Source organism: Acidimicrobiales bacterium, assembly GCA_035547835.1.
Taxonomy (GTDB): domain Bacteria; phylum Actinomycetota; class Acidimicrobiia; order Acidimicrobiales; family Iamiaceae; genus DASZTW01.
The window spans coordinates 144,684-166,151 of the sequence record DASZTW010000015.1 but is presented as its reverse complement, the minus strand read 5'-3'; the positions used below and the strand labels follow the sequence as shown (position 1 = coordinate 166,151).

Here is a 21,468-nt window from a genome sequence, read left to right as displayed (position 1 = left end):
GGGGTCGGGTGGGGTGGGGTCGGGTGGGGCGTCGGGTGGGGCGTCGGGTCTCGTGATCCGCGACACTGGGACGGCCGACATCCGGAGGTGCTGATGTGACTGCCGATCTCGTGATCCGAGGGGGAACCGTCATCGACGGGTCCGGCTCGCCGGCTCGAACCGCCGATGTGGCGATCACGGACGGGCGCGTCACCGAAGTCGGACGCGTCGCCGACAAGGGCCGGCGGGAGATCGACACCAGCGGCGCGCTGATCACGCCCGGCTTCGTCGACATCCACACGCACTACGACGCGCAGGCCACGTGGGACGAACGCCTCGCACCCTCGACGAGCCACGGGGTCACCACGGTCGTGGCCGGCAACTGCGGCGTCGGGTTCGCGCCGGTCCGGGCCGCGGACCGCACGATGCTCGTCGAGCTGATGGAAGGCGTCGAGGACCTCCCCGGCGTCGTGCTGGAGGAGGGGTTGTCGTGGGAGTGGGAGTCGATCGGGGACTACCTCGACTTCCTCGACCGCCGGCAGTTCGACGCCGACCTCGCCGCGCAGGTCTGCCACGCGCCGGTGCGGGTCTACGTCATGGGCGAGCGCGGCGCGAACCGCGAAGCCGCGACGCCCGACGACATCGCAGCCATGGCCGCGATCGTCACCGAAGGCATCCGCGCCGGAGCGCTCGGGTTCACCACCTCCCGCACGTTGAACCATCGGACCAGCCGGGGGGAGCCGACCCCCACGCTGACCGCCGCGCGCGAGGAGCTGGTCGGCCTGGCCAGAGGCGTCGGCGACGCGGGCGCGGGCGTGTTGCAGGTCGTGTCCGACTTCCGGGCCGACGACGAAGCCGGCACCCTGCTCGAGATGATGCGGGCCTCGGGTCGACCCCTGTCGTTCTCGCTGCTGCAGACCGAGCCGGGACCGCGCTACCGGCGCCAACTCGCGCTGCTCGACCAGGCGCGAGCCGAGGGTCTCGAGATGCGAGCGCAAGTGGCGCCGCGGGCCGTCGGCGTGCTGATCGGCCTCCAGGCATCGATCAACCCGCTGGCGTCCTGCCCGACGTACCAGCCGGTCGCCGGCTTGCCGGTCGCCGAGCAGGCCAGGGAGCTGTCGAGACTCGAACGCCGCGAGCAGATCCGCTCTGAGCTCGCCGAGAGCCCGACCGCCCGCTGGCTGCACAACATGTACGAGCTCGGCGAGCCGCTCGACTACGAACCGACGCCCGACCAGTCGGTGGCCCGGCGGGCCGCGGCGCTCGGCGTCGACCCCGTCGACTTCTACCTCGACCTGCTGATCGAAGGAGGCGGCACCAAGCTGCTGTACTCCCCGTTCCTCAACTACGCCGACAACAGCCTCGACCCGGCCGCCGAGATGCTCGCCCACCCCTACGCCGTCCCCGGCCTCGGCGACGGCGGCGCCCACGTCGGCACGATCTGCGACGCCAGCTTCCCGACCTCGCTGCTGACCCACTGGGGCCGCGACCGCACCCGAGGAGCACGGTTCGAGCTGCCGTTCCTCGTGCACCGACAGACCCGCGCGACGGCCGAGGCCGTCGGCCTCCTCGACCGGGGCCTGCTGGCGCCGGGCTACAAGGCCGACATCAACGTGATCGACATCGACCGGCTCTCGCTGTCCGCGCCGCGCATGGCGCACGACCTGCCCGCGGGTGGGCGACGGCTCCTGCAGGACGCCACCGGCTACCTGCACACGTTCGTGTCGGGCGTCGAGGCGTCGAGCGACGGCGTCGACACCGGCAACCGACCCGGCCGGCTGGTGCGCGGCCAGAAGGCCGACCCCAAGGAGGCCACCCGATGAGCACCCCTCGCGTCCTCGAGCCGGAGTGTGAGTGGACCGCGTCCGACTTTGCCGACGACGACACGTTCACCGAACACTTCACGGCGAGCGAGCTCGACGAGCTCGACCAGTCGCTGCGTCACGCCCTGCAACGGTCCTCCGACCCGCTCGACCTCACCAGGGACGACTTCCCGCTACCCGGCCTGGCGCCGCGGCTCGCCGAGATCGAGCGCGAGCTGATCGACGGCCGCGGCTTCGTGCGGTTACGTGGCATCGACCGCGACGCGTACCGCCAAGACGAGATGGAGCTCCTGTACTGGGGCATCGGCGCGCACCTCGGTCGCCCGTGGGCACAGAACAAGCACGGCCACGTGCTCGGCGACGTCACCGACCAGGGCAAGGCGCCCGACGACCCCACGGCCCGTGGCAACGAGTTCGGCGCCATCGCGCTCCCGTTCCACTGCGACGGGTCCGACCTCGTGGGCCTGATGTGCCTGGCGAACGGGCGAGCCGGCGGCCTGTCACTCGTGTCGAACTCGGTGCGGATCCACAACCGCCTCGTGCGCGAGGAGCCCGAGCTCGCGACCGAGCTGTACGGCTGGTTCCCGTACGACTTCCGGGCCGAGCAGCCCGACGGCGGCGCGTCGTTCTACCGGCTGCCCGTGTTCACCGAGTGGGAGGACCGCCTGTTCGTGCGGTGCATCCCCGGCTACATCTGGGCGTCACAGCGTCACGCCGACGCACCGAGGCTGACCGACACCCAAGTCGAGGCGCTGCGGGCGGTGGAGCGCATGGCTGCCGAGCCCGACAACCACGTCGCGATGGACCTGCTGCCGGGCGACATCCAGTTCATCAACAACTTCCACGTCTTCCACGGCCGCACGGCGTACGAGGACCGGGCGGGTCACAACGTGCGGCACCTCAAGCGGCTGTGGCTCGAGACGTCGGTGCTCACCTCACGCCCGTCGTACTTCGCCAACCGCAGCCACTGGGAGTCGCGCCGCTCGACCAGCCGGATGCGGGTGAACGCCGAGTCGTAGCCGGCTCCCCGACGAGAACCGGCTACGCGGCGAGCGAGCGAGCGAGCCGCCGGTTACGCGCGCCCTGCGGGTGGGATCTTCAGCAACGAGCCGGCGTCGACGCGGATCTGCTGGCCGGTGATGTAGCGCGACTCGTCGCTGGCCAAGAACACGGCCAAGTTGGCGATGTCCTCCGGCTCCACGTACGGGATCGGCATGGCCTGGAAGAACGTGAAGGCCATCTCCGCGTCTTCGCGCCCGGGGTTCTCGAGGTCGGGGCGGAAGATCGCGTACATGCCCTCGTTGTGGATCAAGTGGGTGTTGCAGTTGGTCGGGTGCATCATGTTCACCCGGATGAGCCTGGGCGCGAGGTGCAGCGCGAGCTGCTCGCCGTAGTCGATCAGCACCTTCTTCGACCAGCCATAGCCGGCGCCGCCCGGCCCCATCACGGGGTTGTCGACGGTGCCGACCATCATCCCGGCGGTGGAACCGGTGATGATGATCGAGGCCCCGTCCGGGAGGTGCGGCAGCGCCACCGCGACGGTGTTCATCACGCCGACGAGGTCGACATCGGTGGCGTCGACGAAGTCGCTGACTTCCGGCTGGCCCATCGCCATCGGCAAGATCCCCGCGTTGGCCACCACGATGTCGACGCGACCGAGGTCGGTCACGCCGGCTTCGAGCGCCTGCTCGAGCTCGGGGCGATTGCGCACGTCGGCAGTGCGGGCCACCACCCGCCGGCCCAGCTCCTTGATCGCCCGCTCGGTCTCCGCCAAGTCCTCGGGCGTGGCGAGCGGGTAGGGGTTCGACTCGATCTGCCGGCAGATGTCGACGGCGATGATGTCGGCACCTTCCTCGGCCATGCGGATGGCGTGGGCACGGCCCTGCCCGCGCGCCGCGCCGGTGATGAACGCGACCTTTCCTGCGAGTCGCTCACTCATGGTGCGGTCCTTTCAGATGGGTTTCAGGCACGTGGGAAGTTGAAGACCCGACGTGCGTTGGTCTCTGCGATCGCCTGGGCTTCGTCGTCGGGGACGTCGCGCATGACCTCTTCGAGGTTCTTGCGCGACACCGGGAAGTTGCTGTCGCTGTGGGGGTAGTCACCCTCGAACATCAAGTTGTCGACACCGATGGCGTGCCGCGCCGCCACGCCGGCGTGATCGACGATGAAGCAGCCGAAGATGTGGTCGCGGAACAGGTCGGACGGCCGCACGTCGACGTTGACTCCCGTGTACCAGCGGTGCCGCTCCCAGACCCAGTCGAGCCGCTCGACGACGTACGGCATCCAGCCGATGCCGCCTTCGGAAAGCGCGACCCGCAGGCGCGGGAACTTGTGGAACACCGGCGACAGCAACAAGTCGACGGTCGTGAACTGCGAGTTCATCCCGAACAGGGCGATGGCCACGGCGAAGTTGGCGTCCGGCGCCACTTCCGGCGCGCCGCCAGAGCCGAAGTGCATGCAAAGCGGGAGGTCGGCGTCCTGGGCGGCAGCGAACAGCGGGTCCCAGTGATCGGAGTGGAACGACGGCAGGCCCAGACGGTGGGGGGCCTCGCTGAAGGTGATGGCCTTGGCGCCTTTGGCGGCCGTGCGCTGGACCTCCGCGACCGACGCCTCCACGTCCCAGAACGGGAGGATCACCATCGGGATGAAACGGTCAGGGGCCGCACCGCACCACTCGTCGATCATGAAGTCGTTCCAAGCCTGGACGCAGGCCAGCGCGAGATCCTTGTCGGCGGCACCGAAGAACGTGCCACCCGCGAAGCCGGGGAAGGTGGGGAAGCAGAGCTGCACGTGCACGCCGTCGAGGTCCATGTCGGCGAGCCGCGCGTTGGGCTCGTAACAGCCCGGCAGCATCTCGTCGAACCGCACGGGGTCGAGGCCGAAGTCCTTGGGGTCTTTGCCGGCCACCGCGTTGAGCCCGATGTTCGGCATCATCTTGTCCTCGAACAGCCAGACCTGGGCGCCGCCGTCGAGCTCCTTGATGCGCGGCCCGGCCTCCTGGTAGCGGGAGGCCAGCCGATCGACCCACACGTTCGGATGCTCCACGACGTGATCGTCGACCGACACCACTTGCACGTCGTCACGCAGCACTACTGCCCCCTAGGTCAAGTGGACCGACCGTCACGGTTCCGGTCCAATTGTCGCACTCTGACAATCTCCCGACGAATTTAGTATACCGAATGGCGCGCGCGCAACCGTGGCGACCGAGACAGGCGGAGCACCGTGTTGTCGGCCGATGCGGCGATCTCGTCGAGCAGCGACGGCGCCTGCACCACCGACTCCACCATGGCGAACTCGATGCCGGCGAGGATGCCGGCCACCAGACGCGGGCGCGGGTCGGCGTCGTGGCGAACACCGAAGCAGCGCTCGCCGTAGGCCACGAACGCCTGGAAGATGGCATCGACCCGCTCGCCTCTGACGCGCGCCTCGACCTCTTCCGCCCCTGCGGTTGCGGCGCGCCAGAGCTCGACCACGTGCGGGTCGACCGGGCTGGCGGACACGAAGTCGCGGATGGCACGCCACCCGGTCTTGACCGGGTCGTCGCCGACTTCGAGCGACTCGATCATCTCCAGCTCTGCCGCCAGGCCGCGGCGAGGGAAGCCCAGAAGGCATTCCTGCTTCGATCGGAAGTAGCGAAACAGCGTGCGCGGCGTGATGCCCGCGGCGGCCGCGATGTCGTCGACCGTGACCTCGTGATAGCCCCGCTCGGCGAACAGCTCGAGGGCGACACGCTCGTACTCGCTCAACAAGATGTTGCGCCGGCGCTCCCACCCGTCGGCCGCCTGCCGATCGGGCGCAGTGGGCTCGGCGGATGGCGACGCCGCTTGGTCGCGTGGCATGACCCGAACTTACTGCGCTGGCCCGAGGATTGTCACACCATGACCATCGCGCCGGTAGCGGTCGATGAGCATCCGCTTGTAGAGCTTGCCTGTGTCGAGGCGCGGCAGCTCGTCGACGAAATCGAACGAACGGGGGCGCTTGTACGTGCTCAACCGCCCGGCGCACCACGCGAGCAAGTCGGCCTCGAAGTCGGCTCCCGCGCGGGCGGGGTCGACCGGTTGCACCACGGCCTTCACTTCCTCGCCCAAGTCGTCGTTGGGCACACCGATCACTGCCACGTCGAAGACCTCGGGATGCGTGATCAGGACGTCTTCGATCTCCTGGGGATAGATGTTCACACCACCGCTGATGATCATGAACGTGGCGCGGTCGGTCAGGTAGAGGTAGCCGTCCGCGTCGAGGTGGCCGATGTCGCCGACCGTGGCTCGGCCACCGACCCGGCCCTCGGCGGTCTTGGCCGGGTCGTTGTGGTACTCGAACGGCGCGCCACCCTCGAACCACACGACCCCGTCGGCGCCGACCGGGAGCTCGCGACCTTCGTCGTCGAGGATCAACGGCGTCCCGAGAATCGGTCGACCCACCGACCCGGGATGGGCCAACCATTCCTCTGACGTGATGAACGTGGCGCCGTAAGCCTCGGTTGCCGAGTAGTACTCGTAGATGATCGGACCCCACCACTCGATCATCTGGTGCTTGATCTGCACCGGGCACGGCGCGGCGGCGTGCACCACCATCTGCAGGCTCGACACGTCGTGGCTGGCGCGGTCGGCCTCCGGCAGCTTCAACAGGCGCACGAACATCGTCGGGACGAGTTGCGCATGCGTGACGCGGTGACGCTCGACGAGCTCCAGCAGGTCGAGCGCGTCGAAGCGCTCCATGACGACCACCGTGGCCCCGGTGCGCACCGACGCCATGGTCCACGCCAGCGGCGCGGCGTGGTACAGCGGTGCGGGGCTCAGATAGACGGAGCCCGCGGTGAGGCCGAGCGCTTCGTACATCGAGTACGCCTCGGGCGCGTCGAGCGGCGCGTACGTGAGCGGCCGCTTGATGCCCTTGGGCCGGCCTGTGGTGCCCGACGAGTACAACATGAAGTCGCCCGCGCCTTCGTCGGCGATGGGCTCGGCCGGCATGGCCGCGATGGCGTCCTCGTAGGGCTCCCAACCCGGCGCGGCACCGTCGATCATGAGGCGGTCGATGTCGCCGATGTCCATCGCGGTCGCCGCGGCGGCGAGCGCGGAGGATGACACCACGAGCTGCGCGCCGCAGTCGCGCACGATGTAGGCCGCTTCGTCGCCCATGAGGTGCGAGTTGATGGTCGTGTAGTAGAGGCCCGCCCGGTGCGCGGCCCAGACGACCTCGAGGAAGCGGGGATGGTTCTCGAGGAACACGGCGATCACCGCGCCCCGTTCCAGTCCACGTGCGCGGAACAGCTGCGCGAGCCGCAGGGACCGCTCTTCGAGCATGGCGTACGTGACGGTCTCGCCGGTCTGCCCCATGATCAGCGCAGGTCGGTCCGCGAAGCGACGCGTGAGCGTTGCGGGGTCCATGGCTCTGTCCTCCTGGTGCGAGCCACGGAGGTTAGTGGATAGTGGACACGATCTGTCTCGTTGAGTACCCTCCGCCCTCGCAACCGGACCGGGAGGACGAGTGGACCAGACCATCTTGCCGTTGCCCGTCCTGCTCGCCGAGCGTGCGCGGTCGCATCCCGACCACGTGTTCATCGAAGAAGTCGACGGCCCGTCGTACACGTACGCCGCTTACGACGACCGGATTCGCCGTTGGGCCGCCGCGTACCAGCGCCTCGGCGTCGCGGCGGACGACCGCGTGGTCACGATGCTCCCCGCGAGCGTCGACGCTTCGTGCGCGTGGCTCGGGCTCGCCTGGCTGCGCGCCGTCGAAGTGCCGTGCAACACCGAGTACCGCGGGCAGATGCTGCGCTACCTGATCGCCAACTCGCAGGCCGAGACGATCGTGATCGCGGACGTGTTCGTCGAGCGCCTGATGGCGGTGGCCGCCGAGCTGCCCGACTTGCGCAACGTCGTGGTGGTCGGCGACGCGAGCGTCGCCACGAGCGGCAGCTGGGCCACCCACCCGCTCGACGAGTTCCTGGCCGGCGTGGAGCCGGCCGGCGGTCTCACTCCCCCGCGTCCGTCGGACTTGTGCGCGCTGCTCTACACGAGCGGGACCACCGGCAACTCGAAGGGCGTGTGCTTCCCGTGGGGCCAGCTGCACGCCCAGGCCGTCGGGTTCATCCCCATCGACGACTTCACCGACGGCGACGCGTGGTACTTGCCGTACCCCATGCACCACGTGACCGGGAAGACCCCGTTCCTCACCATGGCGATCGCCAACGGCCGCATGGTGCTGCGCGACGGCTACGACACGGCGGCGTTCTGGTCCGACATCGACCGCTACCGGTGCACGTCGACGGTGTTGATGGGACCGATGCCGTCGTTCCTGTGGAGCCAACCCCGTCGCGAGGACGATGCCGCGCACCCGCTCCGCAACATCTTCATGGTGCCGATCCCCGAGTTCATCGACGACTTCAAGGCCCGCTTCGACGTCCGGGTGGCGACGTCGTACGGCTCGGTCGAAAACAGCGTGCCGATCAAAGTGCCCGGTTGGGGTGCGTGCGCCGCCAACCGCCGCAGTTGCGGCAAACTCCGCGCCGGCTTCCCCGGCTACGAGGTCCGCGTGGTCGACGACCAAGACCACGACGTCGGCCCGGGGGTCATCGGCGAGCTGATCATGCGCACTTCCGTGCCGTGGACCATGAACCTCGGCTACTTCGCCATGGCCGACAAGACCGTGGCGGCGTGGCGCAACGGCTGGTTCCACAGCGGCGATGCGTTCACGTACGACGAAGGCGGCAACTTCTACTTCGTCGACCGCCTCAACGACTGCATCCGCCGCCGCGGCGAGAACATCTCGTCGATGGAAGTCGAAGCCGAGGTCAACGCGCATCCGAGCGTCGACAACAGCGTCGCGATCGGCGTGGCCGCCGACAGCGAACAAGAGGTGAAGGTGTGCGTGCTGCTGCGCGCGGGCGAGCAGCTCACTCCCGAGGAGCTGATCGGTTTCCTCGCGCCTCGCATGCCGCGGTTCATGGTGCCGAGGTACGTCGAGTTCGTCGACGAGCTCCCGCTGACCGAGGCCACGTTGCGGGTGCGCAAGCACCTCCTGCGGGTCGACCCCCTCAACGACCGCACGTGGGATCGCGTGGCTGCCGGGGTGGACGTCGAGCGCTGAGCCGAGCCGGAACGGGCCGCGCCGGTCGACTTCAGCCCGGTTGCCAGTCCCCCCAGGGGTCCTGGTCCCACGGGCGGTCCAAGGCCGACTGGTTGCCCCGGTAGGAGAAGAAGTTCCGCATCGCGAACAGCTCCTGGATCTGCCCGAAAGCCAGGTCGTTGACCGCGGCACGCTTGAACTCCTGCACGAGGATCGAGCGGGTGAGGCGCAACGTGAGCGGCGGGCGCATGGCCAAGTAGCGGGCGATCTCCCACGCGCGGTCCATCAACCGACCGGCGGGCAGCACCTCGTTGACCGCGCCCGCTTCGAGGAGCTCCCGGGCCGACAGCTTCTGGTTCATCAACAGGAAGTAGCGCGCCCGGTTGCGGCCGAGGACCATCGGCCAGATCGTGTGCACACCGTCGCCGGGGACCACGCCGCGGGCGAAGTGCGGGCCGTCTTGCACGTATGCGTGCTCGGCGGCCAACACGATGTCGCACATCACCGGCAGCTCGGAGTGGATCGTGCACGGGCCGTTGATGGCCGCGATCACCGGCACTTGGATGTCGAGCATGTTGAGGTGGCGCTGGCGGCCGCGCCAGCCGGACTCGTCGAGCCGCTCTGCGCCGGAGTCCTGCGTGACCGGGAAGTCGCGGGCGGGGTCAGCGGGCCCCCACTTGTCCATGAACGTGTCGCCGGTGCCGGTGAAGATCACGACGCTGATGTCGCGGTCGCCGGCGATGTCGGCGCACGCGTCGCCGAAGCTGCCGTGCGCCTCCCAGTCCCACGCGAACTCGCCGCCGTCGGTGTGCAACTGGAACAGCAGGATCTTGTCGTCGGTCTTCTCGAGCTTGAAGCGCGGATACCGGTCGCAGTAGTCGTCGAAATCGCTGCGCTTGACCAAGGTCGTCCCTCTCAGGTGCCGGCGTGTCCCGACGGCGGTCCGTCGAACACCATGAACTTCGTCTCCAGGAACGGCAGCAGGCCCTCGACGCCGCCTTCGCGCCCGATACCCGACTGCTTGTAGCCCCCGAACGCCACGCCGAAGTCGGTGCACATCGCGTTGTGCCCGACGGTCCCCGACCGCAGCCGCCCGGCGACGGCGCGGGCCCGATCGACGTCCGGCGTGAACACCGACGCGTTCAGGCCGTAGATCGTGTCGTTGGCCAACGCCACCGCGTGCTGCTCGTCGTCGGCCGGCACCACCGCGAGCACCGGCCCGAAGATCTCCTCTTGCGCGATCGTCGAACGGTTGTCGACGTCGGCGAACAGGGTGGGCTGAACGAACCAGCCGCGATCGAGCTCGGCGGGCCGTCCACCGCCGGCCACGAGCGAGGCGCCGTCGGCCACACCTTTCGCGATGTAGCCCTCGACGCGCTGGCGCTGGCGCGCCGTCGCGAGGGGGCCCATGTGGGACCGGTCGTCGAACGGGTCGCCCACACGGACTCTCGCGAAGCGCTCGGCCAGCGCGTCGACGAGATCGCGCTGGCGGTCGCGCGACACGATGATCCGCGTGAGCGACGAACAGACCTGGCCCGACAAGTAGCACTCCGCGTTGCCGAGGGTCCTGGCGGTCGCCGCCAGGTCGGCGTCGTCGAGCACCACCGCAGCAGACTTGCCGCCGAGCTCCAACGTGCAGCGGGCGATGCGCTCCCCGCACAGCGACGCGATGCGCCGCCCCGCGGCCGTCGAGCCGGTGAACGTGATCTTGTCGACACGCGGGTCGCGCACCAGCGATTCGGACACGTCCCGGTCGGCGGTGACGACGTTCAACACACCGGCCGGCAAGCCGACCTCGTGGGCGGCTTCAGCCAACAGGTAGGCCTCACCCGGCGCTTCCGGCGAAGCCTTCAACACCACCGTGCAGCCGGCGAGCAGCGCCGGCGCGACTTTCGCCCCCAACATGGTGAGCGGCGCGTTCCACGGGATGATCGCACCCACCACCCCCACCGGCTCGCGGGCCAACAGCCCGAATGCACCAACCGTCGGAGTGGCCGGCGCCTCGAAGTCGAACGTGTCCGCCAGGCCCGCGTAGTACTCGAAGCGCGCCGCCGCGTCGGGAGCGCCGCCGAGCGCGTACCGGTGCAAGATCCCGGCCTGGCGGGTCCACAGCGCGGCATGGTCGGCTGCACGGCGACGGAGCTCGTCCGCCAGCGCGCGCAGGTGGTCGGCGCGCGCCGAGTGGGTCCGGCGCGGCCAGGGGCCTTGGTCGAAGGCCCGGCGCGCCGCCGCGACCGCGCGCCCCATGTCGGCGTTCCCGGCTGCCGCGACGCGGAGGAAGACCTCCTCGGTGGTCGCGTCGACCACGTCGATCAGATCCGACGAGCTGGGCGCGACCCAGTTCCCGTCGACATACAGCCGGTCGGGATGGCCAGGGAGCTGGGGATCAGCCATGGCGGCCCCCGCGGCGTGGACGGTCATCGTGGCAGTGCGCCCGCGCCGACGGCGTGGGCCGGCGCCACGCCGACGTCCTGCTCGCCGAGCTCGCGGGTCCAGCACGCGAACTCGAGCAGCGCGCCGTCGGGGTCGAAGAAGTAGACGGACCGCAGGAACACGCCGTCGTGCATCCGCCGCGTGACCTGGTTCTCGCTGTCGTCGTGGTTGGTGATCCCGCTCGTCTCGATGCCCTTGGCGTGCAACTTGTCGACGTACTCGTCGAACTTCTCCGGCGGCACCGTGATCGCCACGTGGTTCATCGACCCCATCGCCGAGCGGGAGTCGCCGATGATCGGGAACGAGGCCGGCGCCGAGACGCCGGGAGCAGGTTCGGGTGCCTCGGGGTACCAGAAGAACGCCAGGCAGTCGCCGTTGCCGATGTCGAAGAAGAAGTGCTGGCCCATCCCGTGCGGCAGGTCGATCGTGAGCACGAGCGGCATGCCGAGCACCCCGCGGTAGAAGTCGACGGTGCGGGCCATGTCCCGGCACACGAGCGCCAGGTGGTGCACGCCACCCAGCTCGAACTCGGTGTTCGCGTTGGTCATCGCGGTCGCCTCCTCAGCAGTGGTGCGCGTCGATCCACCCTGCGATCAGGTCGGCGACGTCGTCACGGCCGCCGGTCTCGAAGTAGTGCTCGCCCGGGATCAACTCGAGCTGCTTGTCGGCAGCGCCGAGCGCGTCGCAGATCGCCCGCGCGTCGCTCGGGTAGACGCCGCGGTCGGCCAACGACTGGATCACCAGCGCCGGCACCGTGACCCGTGGCAGGTGCTGGCTGCCGTTGCACTGCGCGTCGCTCAACGACCACATCGACAGCCACGAGCGGAGCGTGCTCGAACGGCCGAGGCCGAGCGGTCCGTAGTTCGCGCGACGAGGGTCACCCGCGTAGCACCCGACCATTCGCTCGGTCGGTTCGAGCGTGAGATCCAAGAACCGCGGGTCGGCGTACAAGCGGTTGACCGTGAACACCGTGTCGGACGCGCCGTGCTCTCGCAGCCGCGCGAGCTCCGCGTGCGCCCACGCGGTGATGCGCTCGTTGCGCGCGACTTGGCCGGCGCGGTAGCGCGCCACGAACTCCGGGTCGTACGGCGCCTCGCGTCGTTCGGCGAACAAGTCGAGCTCGGGGTCGACCGAAAGGGGGTCGCGCTCGTCAACCACTGACGGGTCGGACCAGGCAGTGAGCACGTCGGGCCGGCCGGGATGGGCGTTGAGGGCGACGTACAAGTCGGCGGGGAGCAGCTCGTGCACCGCGTCGTGCAGCTCGAGGCCCGGAGCGGGCTGCACGTTGGGCTCGACCGCCTGCGACTGGTACGCCGCCATGAGCGACCCGCCACCGGAGTTGCCGAGCAGCACGACGTTGTCGACCCCGGCGGACTCGCGCAACCAGCGCACGCCGACGCCGATGTCGATGAGCGCGTTGTCGATGAGCACGTACGGCTCGTTGCCCCGGTAACGGGTGTTCCACCCGAGGAAGCCGTAGCCGCGCTCCGCCAGGTAGTCGGCGAGGTAGTGCTCGGAGAAGTCGACGTTGTAGTGCGTGGCCACGAACGCCGTGCGGGGCCGCTGGCCAGCGACATGGTGGTACAAGCCTTGGCACGGCCGGCTGCCGTGCCCGGCCCGCTTCATCGTGGGCGACTCGAGCGACACCCACTCGCGTTCGATCGACGCGCTCATACCGGCGCGCTCGACGGCTCCTGCACCCGGCGAACATAGGCCGAGCCGGTGTCGGGGACCTTCGGCTCGTCGAAGACGTCGACTGCATACGACACGACGATGAGCGAGAACAGGATCCACAGCAGGTGTTGCGCGTCGGACGGCAGCGCCTTGGGGTCGAGCCGGTCGAGGTGCGCCTGGGCTTCGGGCACCCGCGGCAACACCCGCGCGTAGAACTCACGCAGCTCCTCGATGGAGCTCGCCAACCGCTTGGCGTAGCGCTCCTCCTCGGTCGGCAAGGCCCAGCCGAGGAGGTCGGCGAGGTCGGCGAACTCGTCGGGCAGCGACGGCTCGCGCGTCGCGATCCGGACCGACGCGTCACCGGCGGGCGAGTCGGTCATGCCCGGGTCCTCGCGGCGTCGCGCTCGCGCCGGTACTCGGCGACCACGTCGCGCGACGTCTGGTGGATGTGGCGCACCACCACTTCCTCGTCGGCGAGCGGGAAGTTGTCCTTCACCCGCATCGCCAGCATCGACTGCGCGCACTCGAGCAAGTTGGCGTCCTGCAAGAGGAACTCCTTGAACTCCACGGCAGTGAGCTCTTGGGCCAGCCGGTCGGACGCGGTGCGCGGCTTGGGGAAGTACATGCGCGCCTCGAAAAGGACGCGGTCCACCGCGATCGGCCAGGTGGAGTACACCATCACCCAGCCACGCTTCCAGACCAACATGTTCATGTTCGGGTAGATGCAGAACATGTCGTTGGTCCAGCCCTGGTTGCGGCTGATGTTCACCAGGTCGGGCAGCTCGCGCACCCCGATGTCGGGGCCGTCGATGGGTCCCCACAGGTCGGAGCGGAAGAGGTCCTCCATCGGGCGGGTGGGTCGGAAGCTGATGTCGGTCGATCCGGCGGCGACCGCGACGGACCAGATCGCGTTGCGACCGAAGATCTCGAAGTGGCTGCCGGTCGCACCTCGCAGCGGCGACCGGGCGGTGTGGTCGATCAGGCGGTAGTGGAGCGTGTTGCCGTGGTACTGCTCGACCATCGCGTCGAGGAAGATCTTCCAGTTCGCCTTGGCGTCACACGTGAACGTGAACGTCTCGGTGAGCTCGTCGAACGGGTAGCCGGAGAGCCCGTCGGCGAAGTCGCCGAGCTGCTCGCGCAGCGTCTCGGCCGGGCGCGGGCTGAAGTTCACGAAGATGAACCCCTCCCACACGTCGCAAGCCACCGGCACCAGGCCGTAGTCGGCCTTGTCGAGGTCGTCGCGGAACCAGTCGGCCTTGTTCACGAGGCGCAGCTGGCCTTCGGGGTCGAACTGCCAGCCATGGTACTTGCAGACGAAACGACGACCGTTGCCGCAGACCTCTTTGCGCGGGTGGTCCTCCCACACGAGCTTGTTCCCGCGGTGCGTGCACATGTTGTAGAACGCGCGCACCTCGCCGTCGCGGCCGCGCGACACGAGGATCGACACGTCGAGGCCGGGGATCTCGCGGGTGAAGTAGTCGCCCGGGTTCGGGATCTGCACCGTGCGCCCGACGTGCAGCCACGACCGCCGGAACACCGCTTCGAGCTCGTCGGCGTAGAACTCCGGATTGATCGAGTCGTCGTAGGACACGTCGCCGGTGGGCAGGCCGGCCCGCACGGTCCACCCTTCGCCGGGCTTGTCGAACGGCATGCTGCGCGAGCGTGGTGGCGCGTCGAGATCGGTCATCGAGCCTCCTCGTTCGAGCTGGGCTGCACCGTTGGCCACCGTACGCTGCGATACATATTTCGTCAACTATCTCGTAGTAGGCGGGACGCCGAGCTCAGGCGGCCAGCGCGACGTGCAGGCTGTGCAGCGCCCGGAAGGTGACGCGGGGGTTGCGCACCGGCGGCGCGGCGAGCGCGAGCCTCGGGAACCGGGTCACCAGCGAACCAATGGCCAGCGCCCCTTCCCGCCGTGCCAGCGCCGCGCCGAGGCAGAAGTGCATCCCGGCGCCGAACGACAGCGCCTCACGTGCCGAAGCGCGCTCGAGATCGAGCACGTCGGCGTCGGGCCCGAACTTGGTCGCGTCGCGGTTCGCGGAGCCGAGGCTCAACAGCACCATCTCGCCGGGCTCCACGATCTGATCGCCGACCTCGATCGGATCGAGCGCGTATCTCCACGTGAACTGGATCGCGCTGTCGTAGCGGTTGAGCTCTTCGATCGCGGCGGGCATCAACTCGGGGTCGCGCTGCACCCGCTCGAGCTCGGCCCGGTGGCGCAACAAGTTCAGCACCCCGTTGCCGATCAGGCCCGATGTGGTCTCGTGCCCGGCCACGTAGAGCAGCGCAACCTGGTCGAGCACTTCTTGGCGGGTCGCCGACTCGTCGCGCTCGGCCTCGAGCAGCGCGCTGAGCACGTCGTCGCCGCGGTGGTCACGCTTCCACGGCAACACGTCGCCAACCAGGTAGTCGCTCAACGCGTGGTACGCGGTCGTGGCCGCCGCGATGCCGTCGGCGGTCATCGCCAAGCTCGCTTCGGTGATCGCCTGCGCCCACTCCCGTACTTGGTCGTCGTCGGTCTCGGGCATGCCGAGGATGTCGGAGATCACTTTGAACGGCAGCGGGAACGCCAGCTCCGTGGCGATGTCGATCGGCTCGCCCGTCTCCTCCCAGCGCACCTCGAGGTCGTCGAGGATCCGGTCGACCTCGAGGCTGATCCACTCCGACAGCGCGCCGATGCGCCGCGGAGTGAACATCCTGGCCATGAGCTGGCGCACCCGGGGGTGGTCGGGCGGGTCGAGGTTCAACAACGCGCGCGGGAAAAGCGGTGCCGGCGGTCGGGCCTCGCCGCCGGGGCCGGGCACGTTGGCCGGGCACACGGTCGTGCCACCGAGGCGCAGGACCCGCCAGATGTCGTCGTACGCGAAGCAGACGAGGCCCATGGGGCTGCGGTGCACCGGGTCGAGCTCCCGCAAGCGCGCGTACTGCTGGTAGGGATCGTCGAAGAAGCCGTCGGCGAGCGGGTTGAACACCACCCGCGCGGTCGACGCCTCGGTGGGTGCCTCGCCCGTCGCGCTGCCGCTCGTTGCACTGCTCATGACCCGCTCCACCTAGACGACATCAAACATAGATCGTCTCGTATCTGGTTTCGCGAGGCAAGTGGCGCGACGTTCCGCGGGCGACCGCCCCAGCCAGTTCCGCGGCGACGACGCCGCCGGAGGCCCGACGCTCAGCCGGTGAACACGGGCAGTCGGCGCCAGCCTCGCACCGTGGTGGTGTGGGCCTGTTGCGCGTTGTCCCAGTCGACGTCCCACGCGGGGAAGCGCTTGAGCACCTCTTCGAGCGCCACCCGTCCCTCGAGGCGGGCGAGTGCCGCGCCGAGGCAGAAGTGGATGCCGTAGCCGAAGCTCAAGTGGTGGTCGATCTTGCGGGTGATGTCGAACGAGTCGCCATTCTCGAACTTGCGGTCGTCGCGGTTGGCTGCCCCGTTCAAGATGACCATCACCGCCCCTTCGGGCACCGGCGTGTCGTACCACTCGACGCCGCGTGACACGTAGCGCGCCTGCACCGGCGACGGCGCCTCATAGCGCAGGATCTCCTCGATCGCGCCACGGATGAGGCTCGGGTCCTCGACAAGGGTGGCGCGCTGGTCGGGGTGCTCGGCGAGGAGCTTGCCGGTCCAGGAGATCAGCCGGGTGGTGGTCTCGTTGCCAGCCGACGCGATCAGCCCGAGGTACCCGAGGATCTCGTCGCGCCGCAGCTTCCGGGTGGTGCCCGTGTCGTCTTCGAACTCGACGTTGAGGAGGTCGGTCATGAGATCGTCGGACGGGTGCTGCTCCCGCCACTCGACGTACTCCGCGAACGGCTCGCCGGACAGCACATCGAGGTTGAGCTTGATCGACTCGAAGCTGTAGCCGTCGGTGATCTCCATGGCCTCGTCGATCAGCTCGCGGAGGCCGGTCTGGTGCTCTTCGGGGATCCCGAGGAGCATGCCGATCGTGCGCATCGGCATGTACGCGCCGAGGTCAGCCACGAAGTCGAACCCGCCGGTGCCGACGTGTGGATCGAGCGTCTCGGTGCAGAACGCACGGATCTCGGGCTCGATGGCGGCCATGCGCTTGGGCGTGAACACGCGCGACACCAAGCTGCGGTGCACGTCGTGGTCGGGGGGGTCCTCCATCAAGATGTTGCCCGGCGCGATCGGGATCCCGAGCTTGATGGCGTCGAGCACCGAGCCTCGGCCCGACCGGTACGTCTCCCAGTCGACCATCACCTTCTCGACGTCGTCGAAGCGGGTCAGGGCGAAGAAGTCGTACTTGTCGTTGTAGTAGAGCGGTTGCTCCTCCCGCATCCGACGCCACACGGGATACGGGTCCGCGTCGATGTCGAAGTCGTAAGGGTCGTAGTAGATCTCGTCTGACACGTCGGTCACGCGCTCGCCTCCTGCATCCGACCCAGTGTCGGAATCCGCTAGCGATATGTCAACCCAAATGTGGGAGACTCCGGCCGGTGACCGGGGCGAGGACTGCGAGCGAGACCGTGGCTGAGGCGATCCGCGCCCGCATCGCCACCGGCGCGCTCCGTCCCGGCGACATGTTGCCGTCGGAGCGCAGCCTGCTCGACGAGTTCGGTGTGGCCCGACCAACCATGCGCGAGGCGTTGCGGATCCTCGAGTCCGACGGGCTGGTCAGCGTGCGGCGCGGCGTGAACGGCGGCGCGCAGGTGCAAGACCACGACATCGCCACGTTGGCGCGGCGCGCCGGCCTGTACCTGCAGGCACACGACGTCCACTTGGGCGACCTCATGGCCGCGGTTCGCATCATCCAGCCCGGGGTCGTCGCCCTCGCCGCCGCTTCGGCCACCCCCGCGCAGATCCACGACCTGCGCGCCCAGATCGCGCGAGTCGCCGAGGCCGAGGGACCGCGAGCGTTCACCGACCAGGCCACGGCGTTCCTGGGCGCGCTGATGCAAGCGTCGGGCAACAGCACGCTGGCGTTCATCTCGTCGATGCTCGACCGACTGGTGAGGGTCGAGGCACGCGCGTACGTCGATGAGCACGCGACCGACCACGAGCCCGGCGCACAAGACGAGTTCCAGGCCTGGTGCATCGACCAGTACACGCACCTCGTCGACCTGATCGAAGGGGGCGAGGGAGCTGCCGCGGAGGAGTTCTGGCGCGAGCACCTCCGCGTCGTGCCGCCTCAGCTCGACGGCGACCCTCCGCTCACGATCTACGAGGCCGGCGGCGTGGATCACCGGCCAGGCGATCCCTGTCAACAGGGCCTGCACCACCATCCACTAATAGGATACCATTAGCGGATGGCCTCGAAGCCGTTGCAGGGCAAGGTCGCACTCGTCACCGGGGCGTCGCGCGGCATCGGCCACGCGACCGCGGTGGAGCTGGCGGAGCTGGGCGCCGACGTCGCCGTCACCGCCCGCACCGTCGAGCCCCGCGGCGACGACCTCACCGGCACCATTCACGAGACCGCTGCCGCAGTCACCGCGGCCGGGGCACGGGCCGTGCCGATCGCCGCCGACCTCGTGGTGCCGGCTGATCGCGCTCGGGTGGTGAGCGAGACGCTCGACGCGCTCGGCCGCATCGATATCCTCGTCAACAACGCTGCCGACACCGGCGACAACGTGTTTCGCGGGTTCTGGGAGACCACGCCGGAGGAGTGGGCCGGCCAGATCGACTTGAACCTGAACACGATGTACGCGCTGATGCGCGCCTGCGCGCCGTCGATGCGCGAGGCCGGCGCCGGGCTGATCGTGAACCTCGGCTCGATGCGCGCCATCCCCGAAGGCCTCAACGGCATGGGCGGGCGGATCACGGAGGACGTGCGCCTGGGGGCCGCGTACCCCACCAGCAAGATCGCGATCTTCGCCATGTCGACGCTGCTCGCCCAAGAGCTCGCCGAGGACGGGATCGTCGTCGTGACCATGAACCCCGGTGGCGCGGCCACCGAGTCGTTCCAGCACAACGCCACGCGCTTCGGTTGGGACCCCAACCTCGGCACGCCGGTGTGGATGCCGGCCAAGACCGTGGGCCACCTCGCCACCTGCGACGACCCGATGGCGTATGCGGGCACGTTCGTCGACGCGGTCACCTTCGCCCAGGAGAACGGGCTCGGCTGAGCCGTCGCGGCATTGGTGTACCATTTGGGGCGTGTCGGCGGCCGCGTCGCATCACCACGCCCCCCATGCGACGGTGGCCTGGAAGCGGCCCGAACGCGACGGTCCCACCAAGCGAGCGGCTCGCCTCGCGGCCCGGATCGCGGATGAGGTCATCGCCGATGGTTGGCCGGTCGGCGAGATGCTGGGGTCCGCCGGCGAGCTGACCAAGCGCTACGACGTCAGCCGGGCGGTGTTCCGTGAAGCAGTTCGGATCCTGGAGCACCAACAGGTGGTGCGCACCCGCCGGGGCTCGATGGGTGGCTTGTTCGTGTCGGAGCCGACGCTCGACGCGATCACCGACGCGGCCGTCCTGTACTTGCACCGCCTCGACACGACCGTCCGCGAGGTGTTCGAGGCCCGCATGCTGCTCGAAGCGATCGCGACCGAGCTTGCGGCTCGCCGCCTCGCAAGAGGCGGCCGCACCCGCCTGCGCGCGCACCTCGCCGGGGAGCGGTCCGGCGACATCACCGATCCGCACGTCCTGCACGAACTGCTGGCGACGCTGAGCGGCAACCCGGCACTGGAGCTGTTCGTCCACATCCTCGACCGGGTGTCGCTGCTCTACATGCGAGACGACTTGGCGGTCGACGCGCAGACCATCGCCTCCGCGTCGCGGGCGCACCGCAGGATCGTCGACGCCGTGCTCGCCCGCGACGACGCCGCCGCGGGTCGCCACATGCGCCGCCACCTCGAAGCCGAATGGCGGTTCCTGGAGCAGCGCCATGCGACGAGGCCGATGATGTCGACCAACGCCGCGCTGGCGTCGGCGTCGGCCGGCAAGCGTGCCGAGGTCGTCGCACGGGAGATCTACCTGGGCGTGGTCGCCGGCCACCTCACATCTGGCACGTACCTCGGTTCAGAGCCCGACCTGCTCGCACGGCACGGCGTGAGTCGAGCCGTGTTCCGCGAGGCGGTCCGCCTCCTCGAGCACCACGATGTCGCGGCGATGCGGCGGGGCACGGGCGGCGGCTTGTACGTCGCGGCGCCCAGCCCCGAGGCGGTCACCGACGTCGTGGCCCTCTACCTCGCCCGTCGGGGCACCGGTCTGCCGGCCGTCGCAGAGCTGCGGGTGCGGGTCGAGGAATCACTCGTCGATCTCGTGATCGATGGGCTCGACGACGACGGCGCCGCGGCCTTGGATCAGGCCGCGGAGCTCGATGAAGGGGCCGAGCAGTCTGCGGAGGCCGTACACGACCTCCACACCGCGATGGCCGCCCTGGCCGGGAACCGCGCGCTCGAGCTGGTGGCGCTCGTGCTGATCCGGCTCACGCGCTTTCGTCAGACGCGCCCGCTCACCGACGAGGCAAAGGTCGAGATCGGTCGCGACGTGCACCGGTCGCACGTGGCGATCGTCCGGTCGATCCGGGTCGGTGACCGCGACCGTGCCCGATCACGCATGCGCCGGCACCTCGACGCGCTCGCGGCGTTCCTCGACTGAGGGGGGCTGGGCCGTCCGGGGTGGCCCGACCGCGGGGTCAGGTGCTCAAGCCGACCTCGTTCGCGTAGCGCTCGATGTCGGCGAGGCCCTCGAGGCCCACCTCGCCGACCCGGCGACCAGGCCAAGGCGTGACCACCACGCGGTGGACACCCTGTTCGGCGAGAGCTGCGAGCTCCTCGTTCGAGACCGTGCCGAGCGAGATGGTCGAGTACTCGAACGGCAGATCGGCGCGGCCGGCCTCTGCCCGCAACCGCTCGATCTCGGGGATCACGTGCGTCTCGCCATACCAGCCGTCGCCGAGCTGCGCGGCACGACGCAGCGCGGGCGGGCCACCACCGCCGATGTGGATCGGCAAGGGCCGCTGCAGCGGCTTGGGCTCGAAGCCGAGTGGCCCGAAGTCGAAGAAGTCGCCGTGGAACTCCGGGGCCGGCGACTCGAACAGCACGCGCAATGCGCGGATGAGCTCGTTGCAGCGCTTGCCCCGAACCGACCAGTCGTTGCCGGTGAAGCGGTACTCGTCGGCCGTCCATCCCAAACCGGTGGCCATGTCGAGCCGGCCACCGGAGAGCACGTCGAGGGTCGCGAGCGTGCGCCCGACGAGGACCGCGTCGCGAAGGGTGAGCATGTAGATCCCGATCCCGAGGCGCACCCGTTCGGTGGCGGCCGCGACGTGCGCCAACACGATCATCGGGTCGAGGAACGGCGACGTCGGCTCGAACGGCACCATGTCGGCCGTGAACGCATCGCCCAGCACGTCGGCCAGCGGGAACGACCGCCACCAATCGTCAGTGGCGGGCAGCGACACGTGCTCACCCGACCACACCGACTCGTAACCCAACTCCTCCGCGGCCTGCGCGAACGCGACGACGTGCTGGGGCTGGGCCCAGACGATGTTGAGACCGACCTTCACCCGCGGCGCCATCGCAATAGTATACTCTT

The 21,468-nt window shown here is 69.3% G+C and carries 19 protein-coding genes; 6 read left to right on the top strand and 13 right to left on the bottom strand.

The features are described 5' to 3' along the window. Nucleotides 1-95 precede the first annotated feature (95 nt). Both VHA73_12455 and VHA73_12450 read left to right on the top strand, forming a co-directional pair. On the top strand, nt 96-1,802 hold the full coding sequence (locus tag VHA73_12455; protein HVX18837.1) for an amidohydrolase family protein: 1,707 nt from the start codon (nt 96-98) through the stop codon (nt 1,800-1,802). Further along, nucleotides 1,799-2,821, top strand: a complete 1,023-nt coding sequence (locus tag VHA73_12450) for a TauD/TfdA family dioxygenase (GenBank protein HVX18836.1) — start codon at nt 1,799-1,801, stop codon at nt 2,819-2,821. Before VHA73_12455 ends, VHA73_12450 begins: the two co-directional genes overlap by 4 nt. 53 nt (nt 2,822-2,874) lie before the next feature. On the opposite strand, the gene VHA73_12445 is transcribed toward VHA73_12450, so the two are convergent. The 4 genes from VHA73_12445 to VHA73_12430 all read right to left on the bottom strand — a co-directional run bounded on the left by VHA73_12445 (nt 2,875) and on the right by VHA73_12430 (nt 7,189). Next, nucleotides 2,875-3,741: a mycofactocin-coupled SDR family oxidoreductase gene (locus VHA73_12445; GenBank protein ID HVX18835.1), complete on the bottom strand. Its 867-nt coding sequence runs from the start codon at nt 3,739-3,741 to the stop codon at nt 2,875-2,877. Nucleotides 3,742-3,764: 23 nt separating this feature from the next. Then, nucleotides 3,765-4,892: an amidohydrolase family protein gene (locus VHA73_12440; protein HVX18834.1), complete on the bottom strand. Its 1,128-nt coding sequence runs from the start codon at nt 4,890-4,892 to the stop codon at nt 3,765-3,767. Nucleotides 4,893-4,969: 77 nt separating this feature from the next. Next, a complete protein-coding gene (locus VHA73_12435) occupies nt 4,970-5,641 on the bottom strand; it encodes a helix-turn-helix domain-containing protein (protein ID HVX18833.1) in 672 nt (223 codons plus the stop codon). A 9-nt stretch (nt 5,642-5,650) separates the two neighbouring features. Then, nucleotides 5,651-7,189, bottom strand: a complete 1,539-nt coding sequence (locus VHA73_12430) for an AMP-binding protein (GenBank protein HVX18832.1) — start codon at nt 7,187-7,189, stop codon at nt 5,651-5,653. Nucleotides 7,190-7,289: 100 nt separating this feature from the next. Between VHA73_12430 and VHA73_12425 the strand changes: the two genes are divergently transcribed. After that, on the top strand, nt 7,290-8,891 hold the full coding sequence (locus VHA73_12425) for an AMP-binding protein (protein ID HVX18831.1): 1,602 nt from the start codon (nt 7,290-7,292) through the stop codon (nt 8,889-8,891). Nucleotides 8,892-8,922: 31 nt separating this feature from the next. Here VHA73_12425 and VHA73_12420 read toward each other — a convergent pair whose 3' ends face one another. From VHA73_12420 to VHA73_12385, 8 genes are all read right to left on the bottom strand, one after another. Then, nucleotides 8,923-9,774 (bottom strand): enoyl-CoA hydratase/isomerase family protein, encoded by an 852-nt coding sequence (locus tag VHA73_12420; protein HVX18830.1) that lies wholly within the window; start codon nt 9,772-9,774, stop codon nt 8,923-8,925. Nucleotides 9,775-9,785: 11 nt separating this feature from the next. Next, nucleotides 9,786-11,264 (bottom strand): aldehyde dehydrogenase, encoded by a 1,479-nt coding sequence (locus tag VHA73_12415; GenBank protein ID HVX18829.1) that lies wholly within the window; start codon nt 11,262-11,264, stop codon nt 9,786-9,788. Between the two features lie 23 nt (nt 11,265-11,287). Continuing rightward, nucleotides 11,288-11,851 carry a VOC family protein gene (locus VHA73_12410; protein ID HVX18828.1) on the bottom strand — a complete coding sequence of 188 codons (564 nt, stop codon included), beginning with the start codon at nt 11,849-11,851 and terminating at the stop codon, nt 11,288-11,290. A 13-nt stretch (nt 11,852-11,864) separates the two neighbouring features. Further along, entirely contained in the window at nt 11,865-12,977 is a 1,113-nt protein-coding gene (locus tag VHA73_12405) for a hypothetical protein (protein HVX18827.1), read from the bottom strand. Beyond that, nucleotides 12,974-13,357, bottom strand: a complete 384-nt coding sequence (locus VHA73_12400; GenBank protein ID HVX18826.1) for a hypothetical protein — start codon at nt 13,355-13,357, stop codon at nt 12,974-12,976. The genes VHA73_12405 and VHA73_12400 overlap by 4 nt, the downstream gene beginning before the upstream one ends. Further along, a complete protein-coding gene (locus VHA73_12395) occupies nt 13,354-14,664 on the bottom strand; it encodes an aromatic ring-hydroxylating dioxygenase subunit alpha (protein HVX18825.1) in 1,311 nt (436 codons plus the stop codon). Before VHA73_12395 ends, VHA73_12400 begins: the two co-directional genes overlap by 4 nt. A gap of 94 nt (nt 14,665-14,758) precedes the next feature. Beyond that, entirely contained in the window at nt 14,759-16,015 is a 1,257-nt protein-coding gene (locus VHA73_12390) for a cytochrome P450 (GenBank protein ID HVX18824.1), read from the bottom strand. Nucleotides 16,016-16,146: 131 nt separating this feature from the next. Then, on the bottom strand, nt 16,147-17,349 hold the full coding sequence (locus VHA73_12385) for a cytochrome P450 (protein ID HVX18823.1): 1,203 nt from the start codon (nt 17,347-17,349) through the stop codon (nt 16,147-16,149). A gap of 77 nt (nt 17,350-17,426) precedes the next feature. Between VHA73_12385 and VHA73_12380 the strand changes: the two genes are divergently transcribed. Genes VHA73_12380 through VHA73_12370 form a run of 3 tightly spaced genes read left to right on the top strand, consistent with a single transcriptional unit; the run spans nt 17,427 to nt 20,529 of the window. Beyond that, nucleotides 17,427-18,233, top strand: a complete 807-nt coding sequence (locus VHA73_12380; protein ID HVX18822.1) for a GntR family transcriptional regulator — start codon at nt 17,427-17,429, stop codon at nt 18,231-18,233. 3 nt (nt 18,234-18,236) lie between these two features. After that, nucleotides 18,237-19,052, top strand: a complete 816-nt coding sequence (locus VHA73_12375; GenBank protein ID HVX18821.1) for an SDR family NAD(P)-dependent oxidoreductase — start codon at nt 18,237-18,239, stop codon at nt 19,050-19,052. 31 nt (nt 19,053-19,083) lie between these two features. Next, nucleotides 19,084-20,529 (top strand): FCD domain-containing protein, encoded by a 1,446-nt coding sequence (locus tag VHA73_12370; GenBank protein ID HVX18820.1) that lies wholly within the window; start codon nt 19,084-19,086, stop codon nt 20,527-20,529. A 37-nt stretch (nt 20,530-20,566) separates the two neighbouring features. On the opposite strand, the gene VHA73_12365 is transcribed toward VHA73_12370, so the two are convergent. Further along, a complete protein-coding gene (locus tag VHA73_12365) occupies nt 20,567-21,451 on the bottom strand; it encodes a TIGR03619 family F420-dependent LLM class oxidoreductase (GenBank protein ID HVX18819.1) in 885 nt (294 codons plus the stop codon). Nucleotides 21,452-21,468: the final 17 nt, after the last annotated feature.

Coding starts and splice junctions, on each gene's coding strand:
- VHA73_12450 (HVX18836.1), top strand. CDS start 1,799: ATGAGCACCCCTCGCGTCCTCGAGCCGGAGTGTGAGTGGACCGCGTCC.
- VHA73_12365 (HVX18819.1), bottom strand. CDS start 21,451: ATGGCGCCGCGGGTGAAGGTCGGTCTCAACATCGTCTGGGCCCAGCCC.
- VHA73_12390 (HVX18824.1), bottom strand. CDS start 16,015: ATGAGCAGTGCAACGAGCGGCAGCGCGACGGGCGAGGCACCCACCGAG.
- VHA73_12375 (HVX18821.1), top strand. CDS start 18,237: ATGGCCTCGAAGCCGTTGCAGGGCAAGGTCGCACTCGTCACCGGGGCG.
- VHA73_12445 (HVX18835.1), bottom strand. CDS start 3,741: ATGAGTGAGCGACTCGCAGGAAAGGTCGCGTTCATCACCGGCGCGGCG.
- VHA73_12415 (HVX18829.1), bottom strand. CDS start 11,264: ATGGCTGATCCCCAGCTCCCTGGCCATCCCGACCGGCTGTATGTCGAC.
- VHA73_12410 (HVX18828.1), bottom strand. CDS start 11,851: ATGACCAACGCGAACACCGAGTTCGAGCTGGGTGGCGTGCACCACCTG.
- VHA73_12405 (HVX18827.1), bottom strand. CDS start 12,977: ATGAGCGCGTCGATCGAACGCGAGTGGGTGTCGCTCGAGTCGCCCACG.
- VHA73_12430 (HVX18832.1), bottom strand. CDS start 7,189: ATGGACCCCGCAACGCTCACGCGTCGCTTCGCGGACCGACCTGCGCTG.
- VHA73_12395 (HVX18825.1), bottom strand. CDS start 14,664: ATGACCGATCTCGACGCGCCACCACGCTCGCGCAGCATGCCGTTCGAC.
- VHA73_12400 (HVX18826.1), bottom strand. CDS start 13,357: ATGACCGACTCGCCCGCCGGTGACGCGTCGGTCCGGATCGCGACGCGC.
- VHA73_12435 (HVX18833.1), bottom strand. CDS start 5,641: ATGCCACGCGACCAAGCGGCGTCGCCATCCGCCGAGCCCACTGCGCCC.